A 17,945-nucleotide genomic window follows, 5' to 3' on the forward strand; every position below is an offset into this window, starting at 1 on the left:
TCATTATACTTAAAATACATCAGTAAATTGCAACATTAAAATTAAAATACCTAATCCCCATACGTAATACGCGAATACTTTTAAGGAGTGACGTTTTAAATATTGAATCATCCATGAAACGGCTATGTATCCAAAAAACGCTGCTGATAACGTTCCGACAATTAAAGATGTACTAGAAATAGATTCTGCTTTCCCTTGAAAAACGTCTACAAATTGCAAAATGATAGCTCCAACGATGGCTGGTGTCGATAGTAAAAAAGAAAAGTAAGCAGCAGTTTCACGGTCTAATTTTCTCCATAATGCAGCGACAATTGTCATTCCAGAACGGGAAATGGCTGGAAAAATAGCAGCAGCTTGAAATGAACCGATAATTAATGCGTCTTTATATGTTATGTCATCCATTTTTTTACGACCATTCTTTTGTTTATCTGCCATGTAGAGAAAGAATCCGGTCACTAAAAACTCCCAACCGATCGTGATTCCTGTTTTTGAAATATCTTCAAAGAAGTCTTTAAACAATAAACCAATTACAACTGCGGGTATTGTCCCAACGATAAGTAATAACATGAGCTTTGAAAATGGGTTTTTAATTAAATATATAAATTCTTTTTTGTAATAAATAAAAACCGCAAGTAAAGTCCCAATATGCAGCATCGTATCTAAAAATAAGCCAGCCTCATCTAATCGGAACAAATGCCTTCCTAAATAAAGATGTCCGGTACTACTGATTGGTAAAAATTCTGTTAAACCTTGAATTATACCTAGTATGAAAGCTTCTAACCAATTCATGATGGTCTCCTTTCTCTTTTGCTTGTACCAATATATGAGGGTTAAATTTTCGATATGAAAAAAACTATATTTCTCTATGAATTTACTTTTTATTTATGGATATATATGTAAAGAGGGTTAAGGAGGGTTATTATGTGGAAGCACACAAAATTCGGTAATGTATTACTTTGGGTGGGCCCTATTCTTGTATTTTTAGGAATATGTATGACAAATGTTATTTCAGATATTCCTTTCTTTGAGGGAAAACATAAAACGGTTGGTATTGTACTTATATTTATAGGTGTAATCTGTTTTGTTGCCGCTAATCATTTGAAAAAAGGAGAAAGATATGAAGAATAAATCTAAATAAAAAACAATCCTTGCATATTAGCTAGGATTGCTTTTTATTAATGTTGATTATTTGTAGAATACTTTATCAACGTTATATTTCGCTTTGTATTCATTAATGATATATGTTTCGTAAATTTCTCTTTCTGTTGGATCTTCTACGATACATGCATCAATGCGGTATACTTCATCACGGTGATTTTTAATTGGTGAAACATTATCTTCAAAATGCTTCTTAATACGTTGTCTAATTTTACGAGCTTTACCTACGAAAAGAAGTTCGTCATTAATATTGTAAAACATAAAAATGCCGCCTTTATCTCTAGGGAACAAGTGGAAATCGATAAATCCATTAATTGGAGTAATGATTGGCTCGTCTCCTTTAATAACTTGTTTACGTTCAGTAATTGAAACATCAGCTTCAGGAATATTAATTTTAATCAAGTTCATTCACGTCCTCTTTTATTATAAAGATAAATAATAGCATACATAAGTAAGAAAAGCTATGTTCAGAGGCATATTTCATTTTATAATTCAAATATTATAGGTGTATCATGTAAACTTTTCTTCCAAATCATATGATCACTGGATTCTCCCCAGTAATCTTTCAATACATAGCTAGGTTTTCCAAACTTTTTCATCCATATACTTTGCGCATTTTTATATCCACTATCTAAACAATATTCTGTTATCCCTCTGCTAAGTAATGTAAGAAACATTGTATGTAGTAATAAACTCCCTATTCCCTTTCTCTGATACTCCGGAAGTATGAATACAGTTCCTATTTCATACAAATTTTTAAGTACACCACCTGTACAACTATTAATCAATGTACTTGCTGGACCGATTTCGATTGTTCCAATGATTTTATCGTTACTTGTATCAATTGCTAATAAAAAGTAACGACTTTCTCCGTTACTATCAAAGTCACTTTTCAAATACTGCTTTTTTGAGTTAATTTCATTTTCTATGTCATCTAATAATTGTGACAATCCTTCATCTTTGTATGTATTCGTAATAACTATACGGAAAAATAAATATAGTTCATCTACATCATTCAAATTCGGTCTTCTAACGGCAACGTTAGTCATGAATTCAATCTCCAATCCTCATTATGCCATTGTCAATACAACACTTTATATAATCTATTCATCATTATTCTGCAAAAACCTGCATAAATCCAACAGTATAGAAAGCTCATTATAAATATTGATAAAATAATTTTTATATCCATAGTTGTATGAACAGCAGGACCAAGTACCGGAAAGTGGAAAACATCGAGAACGATCATAATACCTATAAGTAGACAAGTTGCTGAAAAAGAAACAATCCAAATTCTCCTCTTTAATTTTAAAAAGGATACTCCTAAGGCTAGACCTAATAAGCCTGTAGTAAAAGGAAAGACAATTAGTTCACTGGGCTCAATAATAAATAATAGAAAAATAGTAAGAATATAAGAAAGTATTCCCTCACGAATAGAATAGAAAATAGCAAAAAAAATCGGTAATGTCGAAAATGGACTAATGAGCAAACCTATACCAGGAACTAAGTTCCCAGCTGCTTGAAACATGGTGGCCAATGCACTCATCAAAGCTGTAAGTACTAACTTATTCGCAAGGGACAATTTTCTTTTATGAACAAAGCTCGTATCATGTTCTATCATCAGTTGATACCAATAACGTACAAACCAATTCATTAAAATACCCCCTAAAGATACCACATTCATTACTTTCTATATTATTCATACACTTATGGTTTATGAGTTGCTTTCTACTAGTTATAAATCACTATATAATAGATACTTATAGATTGAAGATTTTTAGGGGGACAAGTCAAGTTGTGCGTTTTGGAAGCAGAATAAACTCTTTATGTTTTTAAACTGAGAATTTATATCGTATCAAGGAATAATTTCAAAAATGGTACCTTTGTTAAAATCAGTTACTTTCATAGAACTGTAAACTCCTAAATATAATTTAGTTTGATCCGAATTTGTTCCTAAACTCATATAATAAGCTGGTTGCGTACCAAAATCATAATTGGTTTCAATAGCATAAAAGTCAGCATGTTTACCGTCTGTACCTGCTCTAGTATAGGCTAAAACACCCTTAATTGGAGACTGAGATTCTCCTTTCTTGGCAAGGTCAGTAAAAACAACGCTACCTGTTAAATTTGGAATTGCATTTCCCATATATGGCTGAACTCCTGTAAGTGAAGTTCCTCCAAACTTATCTGTTCTAGAATCTTTATGAAAATAACTAAGTAGAGGCAGAATACGCTTCACTGAAGTTTGTATTGTTTCATCATAATAAACCATTGTTCTCTCATCCAAAGTCTGATTCTCAGAACAATGTCGTATAAAAGAAGTAGGTAAATCCCCTTCCCATCCTCGCCACCCAAAATTGATAAACCCATCTTGTTTGGGAGTTAACCTCATAAAATGAATTTGAACAAGTTCTGTAACCGGTATAGGTTTATATTGAACAAATGAAAAAATAGACTCTACAATATCTTGTCCGACATTTCCGGCGTATTTGATATATTGATTATAAAACCTTTGAAATGAAATGCCGGTTATATTACGTACTCCTTTTGCAATTACTGTAAGTGTTTCTTGTATAGATAAAGGAAGTTCATTAAAGCGTGTAACTACAGGAGGGTTATTTATAAATGTATTTTTACTTACATCGATTTCAATTATTTTACCTGCTATTTCTAAATCATCTTGGCTTAAATTAAATGGATCATAACCTGATCCGCCATCTCCATTTGTAAAAACAAGTTTTCCAGTCTCAGGTGAAAATTTTAAACTATTGACTCCGTTATGATTAAAAAATGGTCTTCTTACATTCAGTAATGTTCGTCGCTTTTGAGCTTGACCATTAGATTGTAAAGTCCATTCTTCCACAGTATCAATGTGATCATATTGCGTATTTCTATTAAACCACTTTAAATTTAACGTTTTAGGGTCACAAGGATTCGGTTTAAATTGCTCAGAAAATGCACCTGGCCCTTGAGTTCCAGCTACTGAATAATGAATATAAAATAACCCATTTTGATAAAATTGTGGATGGAACGCAAGTCCAAGCAATCCGCGTTCATCATAACCGCTACTAGAAACACCTTCTTCAAATGTACCTAATTTAATAATTAGGTGACGAATATCTAAAAATGTCTTTATAACTCCGTCCCCTATGTAAAAAATCTCCCCTAATTGAGTTGCGATAAATAGTCTTTCGGTCGATTCACCTGGAAGTATCGTTGTTTTCAATACAGTTGGTAAATTTACGTTATGAACAATGGGTCGTAAACTAACTTTAACTTTTGTCAATTAACTGTACACCCCTTTTTCTTCTTTTTTATAGAAGAATATGATTAGAGTAGTTCTGTTAGTATCAAATAAGTTGCATTCCTTTTTATTACAATTTTGTATATAATATAATTATAAATAATCTGGGGGACGAACTATGATAATCGTACTACAAATCATCTTACCACTAATTTTCACAGTCTATTTATTTACCCTCTATCGTAAAGGGACGTATGGATCAGCTTCATTCCTTTTAGCAGTCATGATAGGAATTTTCGGTTTAGAGAATATTTTTCAGCATGCTAGTCTAACAGATCATGCTATTTATCCATATTGGGGCAGTTTGAAGGCTGTTGTTATCGTTTTATCAGTCGTATTTCTATTTAAAAAAGGTGGTTTAACAGGAAAATATTGATTTTTAATGCGTTACATATTTTCTTGTTAAATTGCTTTTATTTTATAAAAGAAGAAATATTTATGTGAAAACACGAAGGGATGTGTTACATATGTCTATAAATATTATTTCAATAGTATCTATCATAATATGGATTGTGTTAATTACAGAACTTATAAAACCTTCAAAAGAACAGAACGGACGAAAAATAGTAACTTTAGTAACTGCTGGTTCCGCATCACCACTTATTTTGACGGTTTCATTTATTCAAAATATCCCGTTTTGGAATTGATAGTGATATAACTAACAAAAATATGTATAAATAAAAAGATTAGGATTTACTCCTAATCTTTTTATTTTTTGAGGTAACATCATATGCCCAGCAAGCTAAGGTCTTGAAATAGCCTCTAAACAAAATTTGAAATTTTTCTAAAGTTATTTATGTAAATTTAACTCGTTTTCAGGAACATATATGGTCCTTTTATAATTTGAAGTTCTTTTTAAGCTTCTTATATTTTCTATACGAACGCCTAACAATGTTTAACATAAAATACGGTATTTTAACCGGGAAAGGCAATTTATATATGAAAGGAAAATAAAAGGTGAAATATGCCTTTTCTAGATCTCTCCACTTACTATCTTCTTTTGTTTTTAAGAAATCAGATACATCGACTACATATCCCCTTCCTTTTTCCATCATCACATTTTTCCCGTGAACATCACAAGGAGTTAACCCTTGTTCCCTCGCATACTCTAAAGCCTCATTAATATCAAGTATTACTTGCTTAGGAATTTTAATACCCTTATGAATAGCATCGTATAAGGTAATTTCTTTTAAACGTTTCAATACTATGAAATTTTCCCCTTTATATATAAGCTTTGAATAAGAAGGATGATCTCCAATTCTTCGGTATACTTCTGACTCTTTTTCAATTCCTTCTCCTTCTCGCACGTAAACTTTCACTACCCAATCTTTGTATTCTTTGTGCATGAATACTGCGGCATAATTACCTGTTCCTAAACACTTCCAAAGTCTAGGAATATCTTTAACTACTACAGGCTCGAATTCATCCTCACTTCTTATACTTACCTCTTTTAATAATTCGTCATTTATCAATCCCACAAAACTATTTATACTCATCATTCCCACTCCGGTTTTGCTAAAAGGGGGCCCACCCACATTTTAACGAAAATATACACTAAGCGAATTTTAGCATAAAACGAGTCATCTTTCTTCCTAAAATAAAAAGCTGACTCGTTTTATTTGAACTGTTGAATACTTAATATTTATTTCGTTATTCATAGCCAAAAACCGTACGATATAAAAATATTTCTAACTATTTTCATTTTTTCAGAGGCAACTGTATAGGGCTTTTCTTAGTGCAAGTTCTCTTCGTTCATTACCCATGCCAAATCTATAAAATATTGTTTAGAAGTGTAGCAAGGGTTTGTTAATGGTTCAATTCTTCTTCCACAACTATTTTTGTTAGCAAAAACTTTTATTGTTTTAATAGTCTTTTGTTTAATTCCCACAATGCTGTTTTGTTGCTATCCCATTTCAAAAGCGTTACTGCTTCCTCAAAGCATAACCATTTATAATTAAAGTGTTCTTTAGATAATGATATGTTTTTTGTAGGGACTTTAACTCCAAAAGAAAATTCTTTTATCACATAAACCTCTTCTCCCCAAAGGAATCCTCTAACTACATCCTCTACTGGTAGTGAAGACACAGAATCTAATTGTATATATGGACATTCTCTTGTAATACCAGCCTCTTCAAACGCTTCCCGTTTTGCTGATTCAATAGGAATCTCACCGTCTTCTCCGCCACCAGCTATTCCTTGCCAATAACCATAATCACTTCGGTTGAAAATAGCATATTGAATGGAATCGGCAGTTTTTATATAAGGAAATATCAATACTTGATATGGCGCTCTCATTGCTTAAGCTCCTCCCGAAAATAAGTTTTAAATAAATATAAATAAAGAGCCGACATCACAATTCTACATTAATGCAGGTTTATAATGTCGGCCCTCTATTTTTAAAGAATTTTATTTTTCATAAACAGGCTTACTCTTAACAGAGGAAAAACTGCTTATTCCCTGTCGAATGTGTTTAGCATGGTTTTTCCTAAATGTTAGCAGTACCCTATATTATTCAATTGCGCCAGCAACATCATAATCATTTAAATCTAACTCAATTGGTTGTCCCAGCGCTAATTTAGCAAGTTCCGCTCCTAAGTATGGACCAGCTGTTAAACCCGAAGCCCCTAATCCATTCGCAACGAGAATTCCTTCAAAGTTAGGTAGTGGTCCGATAACAGGTAAGAATCCTGGTGTGAATGGTCTGAATCCAACTCTCGTTTCAAGCACTGTAGCATTTTCTAATCCAGGTGCAACTGCTAATGCCTTATGGAATACTTCATGTAAACCACCTGCTGTTACACGATGATCGAAACCAGTATCATTCTCATGTGTTGCACCAATTACGACATGCCCATTGTCAAACGTTAAAATATATTGATCGTTCGGTGGCATAACAACTGGCATATTTTCTGTTGCTGTATTCTCGATTTGCAGATGAACAATTTGTCCTTTTTGGAATGTAACTAAGAAATTAATTCCTAATGGATTCAAGATTTCATTCGCCCATGCGCCTGCAGTTACAATAACCTTTTCCGCTAAGATTGTTTCATCGTTTACTGTAACTCCCGTAATATGATTTCCTTCACGGACTAATATGGCATCGCCTTTTATTAAAGTTGCACCATGTTTTTTCGCAGCACTTATTAATGCATTGCGTAATAATCTTCCATTTACTCGTGCAGCACCACTAATATGAACAGAACTATATTCGTCTGATAATGCTGGGAATAATTTTTTTGTTTCTTCAGCTGATAAGCGAGTGATTTCACCAATCTCTGGGGCATCTTCACGTCGTTTATAAGCTCGCTCTTCCATTTGATCTAACTTTTTCTCGTCAGTATGTAAACTAATTGCACCTACACGATTATATCCTGTGTCAGTTTCACCGTCTTCTTCTAATTGCTGAATTAACGAAGAATAGTAACGTGCACCGCCTTTAACAATTTTATACCATGCTTTATTACGACGCTGCGATAGCCATGGACATACAATACCTGCTCCTGCATCAGTTGCTTGTCCTAATTGTTGGCGATCCACGATAGTAACATTCGCACCTGCCTTAGCAAGATGATAAGCAGTAGACGCTCCTAAAATTCCAGATCCAACTACAATATACGATTTCATTTCAAACACCTTTTCTCTTTTACTAATTATATAAATATAAGAACATTCCTTAGTATAATGGAAGGAATGCTTTTTTCAATGTACTCATCACAATTAATTGTTGCAGCATTGTGACTTTCTTAATCATTATTTTTTCTTCTTACGGAATAATTCAATTGTTTTATAGCCTTGTGAAAGGATCTCTATCATTTTCTCTAGACGTTTTTTACGTGTTTTTTCTTGTTTTACAGAAAAAAGATTACGTGCCCAATCTTTCTGATATCCAGGAGTTAAACTTTGATAAAACTTAAGTTCATTCGGATGATTAGCTAATAATGCTTCAACATCTTTAATTCGATCTGCATAATCGGCAACACATTGACTCATAGCAGATGTTTTCGTTGTTTTTTTCTTCTCGCGTTTTAAACCTACAACAGTAAAGACTTCATCCATACTTACCATTCGTGCAAATTTAATGTCGCTTTCTCCCACATAACCATCTTCTCCAACGTTTAATGCCGGAAACATCTCATCACGGTGAATAAACGTACTATAACGAGCATTACCTTTTTTTGGATATGCGAAGAATACGTAACCTTTTTCAATTAGTAATTCTTCATTACTAATAATAAAATTCGTTTGTTTCACCATTTCATCAAGCGTTTCTACAAATATAAAGATAGCATCGTGTTCTTTTGAGAATGCAGTTTCTTTACCTGTAAAAATGTCATAATCACTTGGTTCGTTAATAACGACCATATTTGTATACTTATTAAGTTTCAATTTATCAATAACTGACATAATAATCTTCCTTTACATTCAAAATTCATTGTACATACTTTTTCGTACTGTTCTAGTGTATTATATGTATTAAGAAAATCAAACTTTAAATCGTATTATTCTGCTGCAAAAGAACATAATTCTTTACTAGATGGGGTGGTTTTATGCCATATGTAATTCGAGATGAAGGGCTAGTTTTACAAGGGGATGATGGAAAAGAACCAATTTTTCATACATATGAAGAAGCTGAGAAAACATTAAAAACACTAACTATACCGCAGTTTCCGAAACATATTAGAAGAAAACCATTTATACCAAAAATAATAAAGATAGCCGCTTCTGAATAAGAACCGGCTATCTTTATTATTCATAACTTAATAGCAAATAAAGTATATAAAAACTCTTTATATTGATCTTCTGTAATTTCATGCTTAGTTTTTTCCCCACGAATAGCTTCAGTTAAACTTGTATTCGTTAATGAAATATGACCGGAGTTCGTCAACTTTACTGCAATTGGTCCTTTATTAAAAATAGACTTCTCATCTTCTATCACTCTTCTTTGAACATCGTTTACTATTATCTCATCAATATTATGTTTATAAAAAGCATGACAAACTTTCCATTCTCCATCAGTATCTATTCTTTCTAAAACATAATTTCCCTTACTCGTATCTTTTCGTCTCACCCGGTACGAACCATTTTTTGAAGAAACAGACTTACCAGTAAAAGGTACAGGAACAAGAGGTACTAACGAAGCTATACCTACATCAATTAAATACTGTACATTATCATAAGTTAAAATAATTGTTATATGGCCATCCTCAAGTGCCCATGCATTTATATCGTTTTTATAAACCGTACCTAATGCCAGTTGTACATCATAGCCACAGTCTCTTAAGAAATAGTAAAAAAGAGTATTTAATTCGTAGCAAAGTCCACCACGGGAACTAGTTAAAATTTTCTCTCGTAAGTTTTCCAGAGAGATTTGATTCGTATTTCGTGCTATAACATCTAAATTCTCAAATGGTATAGTGTGTGCAAATGAAAAGAGTATAGTAGGTAATTCTTCAAACGTTACTTCATTACGTTTTTTAAGATTTAATCTTGTGAAAAGCTGATTTTGTAAACTTGTCATAATTAGCACCCCTTAAAAATTTATAAGTTTAAATAATATATGCTGATTGTAAATTTTAAGGGGCACTGTAACAATGTACATTTCATTTAACTGTACCGGTACAAAAATTACGATTCACAAGGTAAATTAATAGAAGGCGTCATTACAAATGTCTTTTCTGTAATTACTTCTTTTTGGGGAAAATCAAAAGCTACGAATATAAATTTAATAGTTTATCTATAGGCAAATTATTAATATCACTTAAATCAACAAAATAGTGAAGTTGCCACGTTTGGCTCCTTTTAGCTTGATTGCTAACAGTGGTATCCCAAACAGGATAAATTCTCATTGCCATTTTCCCTGTTTGACTTTGTGTTCTCAATATTTTTTCTTTAAGAAGAATCTCTTTAGGAAAAATAAATTGTCCTAGTTTATTATCAGCAATACAAGTGATTACTAATAAATCAGGAGCAGCTTCATAAGAGAAAGCTCTATTTCGCATATTTTCATCTTTCTCCCAAAAAGAAACAAATTGACCAATTTTATTAGGAGTAACTTTTGATTTTCTAAAACGAATGGTTTTGTTATTTAAGTGGAATAAACATCCTGCATATTCTGCGTTTTGCTTTTCTTCTTTTAGATTCGTAATCATTAAATTGTTAGGTTTGTAAACTATATTGTTTAAATCTCGGATCGTATCATTAAAATTGTTCAAGAAAACTCCCCCTTTATTCATCTCTTAGTTTACCACAAACATCAGTTCTTCTATATCGTATATAATCATGAACTAAGTGAAATGGGGGAATTTAGCAGGATATAATTATTACTTTAATGTACTTAGTTTTTCAATTGCTTGTTGTTCAGTTGCTAAGTAAAAAATGTCATTCCCTTTATTACATTCATAAATAAAATCCTTTAAGCTTTTACTAGTATACATAGAGAAATCTCCAACAATAGCAATCTTTACCTTGTAGTTTATAAATTTTTGAAGGATATCGCCCGCAAGCCGTGTTTTTAGATCAAAGAAATCTTCACTTATTAAAGATTTATGGATAATAATATGTTTCGCATCTACCTCATATTGAACTGTTGCCATAGTATCTAATGCAGACTGAACATCCGATATTAATACCTTATCGTTCCTAATGACCGCAATATTGATTCCATCGATTACTACTTTCTTTATTTCCATAGTCCCACCCCTTTATAATTTATACAGTATGAGTAAAATTGTTTTACAAAACTTCGTATTAATCATAGATTAAATTAGCTTCAGCTATTAAAATGGCCTCTATTTTTTGTTGTAAATATATATTTTTTTATTACTAATACGGTCAATGAAATTAATGATAGTTTCTCTTTTTTTATATTTTTGAATATATATATGGAATTACTTTTACTTGTTATAAAAATATTGTGGAGTAACATAACTTAACAAACTATCCAAAGTGTTAATCTCGGCATATGGTTGTATTTTGGTAGTATTCTTGATTTTCTGAGGGTTAAACCACACACCTTTTATATTTGCATTTTGAGGACCAGCAATATCCTTTTCTAAGTCATCCCCAACAAATAAAGTATTTTCCGGTTGTAAATTTAGCTTATCTAATGCTAGTTCGAATATACGTTTATCAGGTTTACTAAATCCCACTTCTTCAGAAATAATGATTGTTTCAAAATACCTATTTAAATTCGTGTTAAATATTTTAGCTTTTTGCCTCTGAGTTGAGCCATTTGTTATAATTCCAACTTTAAAGTGCTTCTTTATTTGATTTAAGAAATGAATAGTATTTTGGTCTATTGAAAAACATCTAGGGAAATTATTATTCCAAAAATCTTGGATGTAATTGCGTGGCAATCTATACCTTGGCGTGAATTCATCAAACAATGATTCTAAAACTGTCGTTTTATTACTTATGCCATATTCTCTTTTATCGTATTCTTTGAATTTCTGTAACATGTTGCTTTTAGCCGCACCATCTACATTTTCATAACACTTTTCTAAAACAATTAAAAATAATGCCTCTACTGCTTTATCCCTATCAAGTAATGTATCATCTAAATCAAACAGCATCGCTTTATAACCCATCAAATAATTTCACAACCTTTCTCGCATGATTTAAATAATCCTTAGTTCACACCTTAATCGTTTACTAAATTAGCAAAAAACTCTAAAGTTTGTGAAGTACACTCTATAATTTCGCTAGCTTTTTTTATATTGAAATTCATTTCCGTTTCCCCTTCTAGTAAGTAGCGAAAGTATATGTTCACACAGTTTAAGAAATCACATGCAGTTCCCAATATTATACATTGGTTTTTTAGAAATATAAATCGTTCAGCTTTTCATACGATAAGTTTTTTCAAGCATACAATTATTTTTTCATAAAAAGGAATATGGCTAATCATATTTTTTTGGAGAATACACATTCTTGAAAATGAAGCTAATACGTTAAACGTCCTATGAAGTTCCTATTGTATCTCCACATAAACTCCAGATAGTACGGCTATAATGACTACCAGAGGTGATATTATGAAAAACTATCATATTCTCGTGGTAGAGGACGATCAAGAAATTCAGGAATTAATTAAACAATTTTTAATGACGCAGCATTATACAGTGATAGTCGCTTCAGATGGACTAGAGGGTATGACACAATTTAATAAGCAATCATTTGATTTAATTCTTCTAGATGTCATGATGCCCAATCTTAATGGGTTTGAAGTTTCTAAAATGATTCGAAGTCAGTCAAACGTACCAATTATTATGCTAACTGCGTTGGAAGAAGAGGAAGATCAAATGAAAGGATTCGACCTTGGGATCGATGATTATATAACAAAGCCCTTTTCATTTCATGTTTTGATTAGACGAGTCGAAGCTGTACTTAGAAGAAGTTATGATAAAAATGTAAATAATCATTTGATATTTAAAGAAGTGCGTATTGATGTGGATGCATATAGAGTATATGTAAATGACGTTGAAATTATATTAACGACAAAAGAGTTTGAAATTCTACAACTACTATTTCAAAATGAGAGAAAAGTACTCACAAGAGAAAATATCGTAGAGAAAGTCTGGGGTTACGATTATTTTGGAGAAACACGAATAATTGATACACATATTAAAAACCTACGCAAAAAATTAGCTATCCCTTATATTAAAACAATAAAGGGTATTGGTTATAAAATTGATGAATAGTATTGTGAAACTCATGAAAATGAAGCAAATTACTTATAAACTCTTTATGACTACATCTCTCATTTTATTATCCTTTGCAGTATTGATTTATTTAACTTTATACTTCTTTCTCCCTACGTTTTATGAGCAATATAAAACAGATCAACTTCAAACAGGGATAAACGAAATCATTGATAAGTCTAAAAATCTTACGTTTCAAGATGCGATACCACTTTTTGATGAATACGCAAAAAAAAATAATGCGATGCTTTATCTTCAAAATAAAGAAGGAGTAATTATTTACTCTCCTTCATTTTCTTTTATTCAAAGTGGTACGCAAAAAACAGTAGTTACTAAAGCAACACGATTCGAGAATGCAAGTACCCTCAGCAATTCATATAATGTTACGAAACCAATTCAATTCCAAGATGGTAGTTTAACGCTTATAGTCTTTGCTACATTTCAACCGATTGATGAAGCTTCACAGGTTTTAGTACGCTTTCTCCCCTATATTAGTATCATTGTGCTCGTTATTGGTATAGGAAGTGCTTATTTTTATTCCAGGTTTATTACAAAGCCACTTATTTATATTAATGAAGGTGCACAAAAGATGGCAAATTTAGATTTCTCCGAAAAAATTGAGGTTCGCTCTACAGATGAGTTAGGAGAATTATCTAATAGTTTGAATGACATGTCTATTAACTTGCAACAAGCTATGTTTGATTTGAAAAAAGCAAATGAACAATTAAAAAATGATATTGAAAAAGAAAGAGAAATAGAAACAAAACGCAGAGAGTTTTTTGCGATTGTAGCACATGAATTAAAGTCCCCTCTTACTGTAATGAAAGGATACTTAGAAGGAATGATATACAATATTGGCCCTTATCAAAATCGCGATCAATATTTAAAGAAAAATCATCAAATTATTGAAAGTATGGAACAATTAGTTCGTGAAATTTTAAGCGTATCGAAATTAGAACAACACACCTTCAAACTAAAAGTAGAGAAAGTTAATCTTTCAAAATTAATAGGTACAATTACAAAAGATCTCGAATTTTTTGCTTCTCAAAAAAACATCGAAATAATAAAAGAAATTGATTTTGACCTTTCTATTTATACAGATTGTGCTCTTTTAGAAAAAGCATGTAAAAATATTATACACAATGCGGTTATGTATTCACCACATAATGAAAAAGTCTATATAAAGTTAAGTGAGGATTCGAAACAAGGTCAAATCAAAATGCAAATTATAAATACAGGTGTCAATATTAAAGATGAAGATTTACAACAAATTTTCAAACCATTTTATCGAATTGAAAAATCAAGAAATCGAAATACTGGAGGAAATGGTTTGGGGCTATATATTGTTAAACAAATTCTTGAAACACTAGATATAAAGTATTCAATGAAAAATATGGAACATAGTGTGCAATTTTGCATGAGTATTCCATTATCTAAACATAAAAACAAACTCTCCTTTAAATAGGACGAGTTTGTTTGTTTTTGTAGTAAGTATAAACTTATTAACAGGTTTTTCATTTGATGATATGTATGTTCTTAGAGCTGCTTTTGATAAGCAATCTATGCAAGATCTTCTTGGGAATTTAATAGTTGTTCGCCAATCTACCCTGCATTTACTTAGAAGCTTAGATAAAGAAGCTTGGTCACAAAGAGGAAATGCGAATAATTCTGAAGTTACAGTTCGTGCATTAGCATACATTATTGCTGGTCATGAGCTTCATCATCTTCAAATTATAAAAGAACGTTACCTTGGTCCTGATTTATATCCAGCAACTTAATATTTGAAGAAAATGAGTCCTATTTATGTAGTGCTCTTTTTCAGTATTTATAACGAATTAGCGCTTAGAACCATGGCAATTAAATGCATTTATTTATAAAATTCACCACATAATATTTATGCTATCCCTTCTTATTCTGTACATAATTTTCTTTAGGCTGATATACTATAAACGCAATAGTTCTGGAAAGGTGATGATAGTATGTATGAACAACAAAATAATAGAGATAGAGATCAAAAAATGATGTTTTCTATGCAAGGAGTTCCCACAAATAAAATTAACATGCATCAATTACCTAAATGGATTAGAATTTTTGGCTATTGTGCGTTTGGTTGGATAATAGTATTTAGTTTAATTATGATTGTAGGTTTAATTCTGCAATAACTATACAGAGTAGGTAAACGGGACGATATTTAGGTCATACATCTAGGTAATGTCCCGTTTTTTATGTGTGATTATCCCATGATATAGGTAACCAATTATAATAAAAAGAACCTGTAGAATATCCTACAAGTTCTTTTTATTATATTATTAAAACGGGAACAACAAACTATTTTAACATTCAGTACAGGGAGACCATTTTGATTATGGCTTGATTTTATTATAAATCAAATATAAGCTTTTGAAAGGTCTAGATTTTGAAAATTATGTGAATTAAAAAGCTACGATGTTTATATTAGATTTCATTTACGACCAACTTCTGCTTATTTAAATACACTGCACGATCTGATTTTTTAGCAACCTCCTGTGAGTGCGTCACAACAATAATGCATTTATTCTCTTTATGTGCAAGTTCTTGAAATAGCTCTATTATATCCATTGCAGTTTCCTCGTCGAGGTTTCCTGTCGGCTCATCTGCAATCAGTAAATCAACATTACAAGATAGTGCTCGAGCAATTGCTACACGCTGTTGTTGTCCGCCGCTTAGTTGCAGGACGTTTCGTTTCGCTTCAACTTCTGTGAGTCCTACCCTTTCTAACAATTCTAATGCTCTTGCTGTTTTATTTTGCACTTTAACACCCGTAATTTCCATTGCTGTTAAGACATTTTGAAGAGCTGTCATATAGGTTATCAAATTATAAGATTGGAAAATTACAGATACATTTTGATTACGGTATCGATCCAAACCAATTTTTCTAATATCTTTACCATTATACAGTACATAACCATTTTTAGGGACATCCAGTCCACAACCTAAGCTCAGAGTTGTGGTTTTACCAGATCCAGATGGTCCTAAAATCGTGTAGAAATGTCCTTTTTGGAAAGAAAAGTTAACATTATCTAGTATCGCTACATTTTTCCCATTACTTTCATAATAATAATCCAAATTTTTAAACTGTAAAATCGTCTCCATATTAAGCCTCCTCATTCATCTTTTAAAAGAATTTGTTTTGGGTTTAAACGTAGAATAGATAATGATGGAAGAAGCGTTGCTATTATAGCAATAGCCAGTCCAATTCCACCCATTTTCCCTACATCTTCTCCTGTTACACTTACATCAATTTTATCAATTGGATCTTCTTTTTGATTTTGTAGAGTACCACCAGATCCAGCCATCATTACAGTACCATGTTGCGAAGTATCTGTTTCTTCGCTTGCAGTAGCAATTTCATTCGAAAGTAAATTATCCCCGATATATTGAGAAACTTTAGCTCCTGTTGTTATGGATAATCCAAATGCTAAAATAGCGACACACACTACTTCTACTACGAATTGCGCTATCAGTTTCCACTTTTTCTCTCCAATAGACAATAGAATTCCCATTTCTTTACGACGTCCTTTAATTGATAGCATAATGATTAATCCTAAAATAATTGCACCTGCAATCGATACAATATAAATAATCATTTGAGAAGTCGAAGAGATATTTTCGATAGGACCAATCATTTGCTTGTACAATGAATCATGCGCATCTAATTTATAATAATTAAAATCAATGTTAGATTTTTTTGCTTCTTTTTTAAATGCATCAATATATTGTGGATCATTCAAGAAATACACGACTTGACCACTACTTATACCTTGGTCTACTTCTAATTTTTTCATAGTTGAATGCGGCATATATAGTTTATTAGCTGGATCCATAATAGGAGGAGCCTGTTGACCCATTGCTTGCTCATTTGTTTCGTAAATGCCGATAATTTCAACCTCAAGAGTTTCCTTCTTATCCCCTGATTGTACTTTAACTTTGTCTCCTACTTTCAAATTGTTTAATTCCGCTAATCGTTTTTCCATTAAAGCTACATTCTGATCCTTCATTTGCTCTGTTATTGGTTTTCCATCAATGATTTTACTTTTTCCGTTTTTAAAGCTTTCTTGTAATGCAGTCTTGCGAACTCCCTCAATCATAAAAGAAGCATTCATATCTATTTCTGTACCAGAGCTTGAACCGCCTCGCGCAGCCGTCATTCCCACTTTACCTTTTCCTTCTTCTTCTCCTTCTGAAGCTCCTACTAGTTTAAGTCCATCAGAAATACCGAAAGTGTTAGCTATGTAATTATAATCTTTTACATACTTGGACTTCGCTAATTGATCTGTTTCTTTTGCATCGAGCTGCGGCGGATTTGGCATTTCTCCAGTTTCCTTAGCTTTTTGACCTATTTTGTCGAAATCAAGACTTAAAGTAACATCTGCACCAAGTTTTTTTCTTGCAGCATCCGCTGCTTTTTTTGATGCATTTTGGATTGTGAAACCTGAAAGAACCAAATTTGTAACAATCAGAAAAACTGCCATCAAAATTAATGATGTTCCTATCCTTTTTTTCATACTGAGAATTGCTCGTTTCATAAAATTCATTTTTCTTACCTCCTTGATAACTTGTATTCTATATAGGTTATCTAGAGTTTATATGGAGCTAATCGGTAGTTTAACTAGAGATATAAGGAGTTTATGTGTAGTTATTCATTTACCTGTTCAAGAAAAACTAGAACACAAATTCAAAAATGCAGTCGTTTTTGAATATTGGTAAGGAGTTAGTCAATTTAAGAGACTTATAGAAAAGAGAGGTTAAGC

22 protein-coding genes and 1 pseudogene are annotated in these 17,945 nt (G+C 31.9%); 8 read left to right on the plus strand and 15 right to left on the minus strand.

The features are described 5' to 3' along the window. Positions 1 to 9 precede the first annotated feature (9 nt). A complete protein-coding gene (locus DN407_RS13150) occupies positions 10 to 789 on the minus strand; it encodes an undecaprenyl-diphosphate phosphatase (protein ID WP_001104298.1) in 780 nt (259 codons plus the stop codon). A 132-nt stretch (positions 790 to 921) separates the two neighbouring features. Here DN407_RS13150 and DN407_RS13155 point away from each other — a divergent pair, with 132 nt between their 5' ends. Then, complete coding sequence (locus DN407_RS13155) at positions 922 to 1,128, plus strand: hypothetical protein (protein WP_087947672.1); 207 nt, start codon at positions 922 to 924, stop codon at positions 1,126 to 1,128. 57 nt (positions 1,129 to 1,185) lie between these two features. On the opposite strand, the gene DN407_RS13160 is transcribed toward DN407_RS13155, so the two are convergent. From DN407_RS13160 to DN407_RS13175, 4 genes are all read right to left on the minus strand, one after another. Continuing rightward, complete coding sequence (locus DN407_RS13160) at positions 1,186 to 1,566, minus strand: nucleotide excision repair endonuclease (protein ID WP_001048941.1); 381 nt, start codon at positions 1,564 to 1,566, stop codon at positions 1,186 to 1,188. Positions 1,567 to 1,643: 77 nt separating this feature from the next. Then, on the minus strand, positions 1,644 to 2,207 hold the full coding sequence (locus DN407_RS13165; RefSeq protein WP_000185958.1) for a GNAT family N-acetyltransferase: 564 nt from the start codon (positions 2,205 to 2,207) through the stop codon (positions 1,644 to 1,646). Between the two features lie 32 nt (positions 2,208 to 2,239). Further along, positions 2,240 to 2,812 carry a YybS family protein gene (locus tag DN407_RS13170; RefSeq protein ID WP_001103993.1) on the minus strand — a complete coding sequence of 191 codons (573 nt, stop codon included), beginning with the start codon at positions 2,810 to 2,812 and terminating at the stop codon, positions 2,240 to 2,242. 201 nt (positions 2,813 to 3,013) lie between these two features. Then, entirely contained in the window at positions 3,014 to 4,444 is a 1,431-nt protein-coding gene (locus tag DN407_RS13175) for a PQQ-dependent sugar dehydrogenase (protein ID WP_149216359.1), read from the minus strand. A 136-nt stretch (positions 4,445 to 4,580) separates the two neighbouring features. On the opposite strand from DN407_RS13175, the gene DN407_RS13180 reads away from it, so the two are divergent. Then, entirely contained in the window at positions 4,581 to 4,838 is a 258-nt protein-coding gene (locus DN407_RS13180) for a hypothetical protein (RefSeq protein ID WP_000587709.1), read from the plus strand. Positions 4,839 to 4,929: 91 nt separating this feature from the next. Beyond that, entirely contained in the window at positions 4,930 to 5,109 is a 180-nt protein-coding gene (locus DN407_RS13185; RefSeq protein ID WP_149216360.1) for a hypothetical protein, read from the plus strand. A 189-nt stretch (positions 5,110 to 5,298) separates the two neighbouring features. Here the strand turns inward: DN407_RS13185 and DN407_RS13190 are convergent, their stop codons facing one another. From DN407_RS13190 to DN407_RS13205, 4 genes are all read right to left on the minus strand, one after another. Then, entirely contained in the window at positions 5,299 to 5,958 is a 660-nt protein-coding gene (locus DN407_RS13190) for a protein kinase family protein (RefSeq protein ID WP_000026534.1), read from the minus strand. 358 nt (positions 5,959 to 6,316) lie between these two features. Further along, positions 6,317 to 6,757, minus strand: a complete 441-nt coding sequence (locus DN407_RS13195) for an NUDIX hydrolase (RefSeq protein WP_001202587.1) — start codon at positions 6,755 to 6,757, stop codon at positions 6,317 to 6,319. A gap of 213 nt (positions 6,758 to 6,970) precedes the next feature. Further along, positions 6,971 to 8,086, minus strand: a complete 1,116-nt coding sequence (locus DN407_RS13200) for an NAD(P)/FAD-dependent oxidoreductase (RefSeq protein ID WP_000844390.1) — start codon at positions 8,084 to 8,086, stop codon at positions 6,971 to 6,973. A 126-nt stretch (positions 8,087 to 8,212) separates the two neighbouring features. Further along, on the minus strand, positions 8,213 to 8,866 hold the full coding sequence (locus tag DN407_RS13205) for a YdeI/OmpD-associated family protein (RefSeq protein ID WP_087947675.1): 654 nt from the start codon (positions 8,864 to 8,866) through the stop codon (positions 8,213 to 8,215). A 143-nt stretch (positions 8,867 to 9,009) separates the two neighbouring features. Between DN407_RS13205 and DN407_RS13210 the strand changes: the two genes are divergently transcribed. Then, on the plus strand, positions 9,010 to 9,192 hold the full coding sequence (locus tag DN407_RS13210) for a hypothetical protein (RefSeq protein ID WP_001147160.1): 183 nt from the start codon (positions 9,010 to 9,012) through the stop codon (positions 9,190 to 9,192). A gap of 20 nt (positions 9,193 to 9,212) precedes the next feature. Here DN407_RS13210 and DN407_RS13215 read toward each other — a convergent pair whose 3' ends face one another. The 4 genes from DN407_RS13215 to DN407_RS13230 form a co-directional block, all read right to left on the minus strand. Further along, complete coding sequence (locus DN407_RS13215) at positions 9,213 to 9,980, minus strand: arylamine N-acetyltransferase family protein (RefSeq protein WP_000202805.1); 768 nt, start codon at positions 9,978 to 9,980, stop codon at positions 9,213 to 9,215. Positions 9,981 to 10,170: 190 nt separating this feature from the next. After that, the gene (locus tag DN407_RS13220; RefSeq protein WP_001058767.1) at positions 10,171 to 10,674 is read right to left on the minus strand and encodes a MepB family protein; all 504 of its coding nucleotides are present in this window, start codon (positions 10,672 to 10,674) and stop codon (positions 10,171 to 10,173) included. A gap of 108 nt (positions 10,675 to 10,782) precedes the next feature. After that, entirely contained in the window at positions 10,783 to 11,151 is a 369-nt protein-coding gene (locus tag DN407_RS13225) for a DUF4180 domain-containing protein (protein ID WP_000403464.1), read from the minus strand. Positions 11,152 to 11,355: 204 nt separating this feature from the next. Then, positions 11,356 to 12,048, minus strand: a complete 693-nt coding sequence (locus tag DN407_RS13230) for an HAD family hydrolase (RefSeq protein ID WP_000540714.1) — start codon at positions 12,046 to 12,048, stop codon at positions 11,356 to 11,358. A 441-nt stretch (positions 12,049 to 12,489) separates the two neighbouring features. On the opposite strand from DN407_RS13230, the gene DN407_RS13235 reads away from it, so the two are divergent. The 4 genes and pseudogenes from DN407_RS13235 to DN407_RS13250 all read left to right on the plus strand — a co-directional run bounded on the left by DN407_RS13235 (position 12,490) and on the right by DN407_RS13250 (position 15,317). Further along, on the plus strand, positions 12,490 to 13,155 hold the full coding sequence (locus DN407_RS13235; RefSeq protein WP_000800726.1) for a response regulator transcription factor: 666 nt from the start codon (positions 12,490 to 12,492) through the stop codon (positions 13,153 to 13,155). A 13-nt stretch (positions 13,156 to 13,168) separates the two neighbouring features. After that, complete coding sequence (locus DN407_RS13240; RefSeq protein ID WP_149216757.1) at positions 13,169 to 14,620, plus strand: sensor histidine kinase; 1,452 nt, start codon at positions 13,169 to 13,171, stop codon at positions 14,618 to 14,620. Between the two features lie 37 nt (positions 14,621 to 14,657). Further along, positions 14,658 to 14,933, plus strand: a pseudogene (locus DN407_RS13245) (DinB family protein); the annotation flags it as partial. A 201-nt stretch (positions 14,934 to 15,134) separates the two neighbouring features. Beyond that, the gene (locus DN407_RS13250) at positions 15,135 to 15,317 is read left to right on the plus strand and encodes a hypothetical protein (protein ID WP_000273232.1); all 183 of its coding nucleotides are present in this window, start codon (positions 15,135 to 15,137) and stop codon (positions 15,315 to 15,317) included. A gap of 292 nt (positions 15,318 to 15,609) precedes the next feature. On the opposite strand, the gene DN407_RS13255 is transcribed toward DN407_RS13250, so the two are convergent. Beyond that, entirely contained in the window at positions 15,610 to 16,287 is a 678-nt protein-coding gene (locus tag DN407_RS13255; protein WP_087947677.1) for an ABC transporter ATP-binding protein, read from the minus strand. A gap of 11 nt (positions 16,288 to 16,298) precedes the next feature. Continuing rightward, the gene (locus DN407_RS13260; RefSeq protein WP_098620024.1) at positions 16,299 to 17,729 is read right to left on the minus strand and encodes an ABC transporter permease; all 1,431 of its coding nucleotides are present in this window, start codon (positions 17,727 to 17,729) and stop codon (positions 16,299 to 16,301) included. Between the last annotated feature and the right edge of the window lie 216 nt (positions 17,730 to 17,945).

It is taken from the genome of Bacillus sp. JAS24-2 (assembly GCF_008274905.1).
GTDB lineage: Bacteria > Bacillota > Bacilli > Bacillales > Bacillaceae_G > Bacillus_A > Bacillus_A cereus.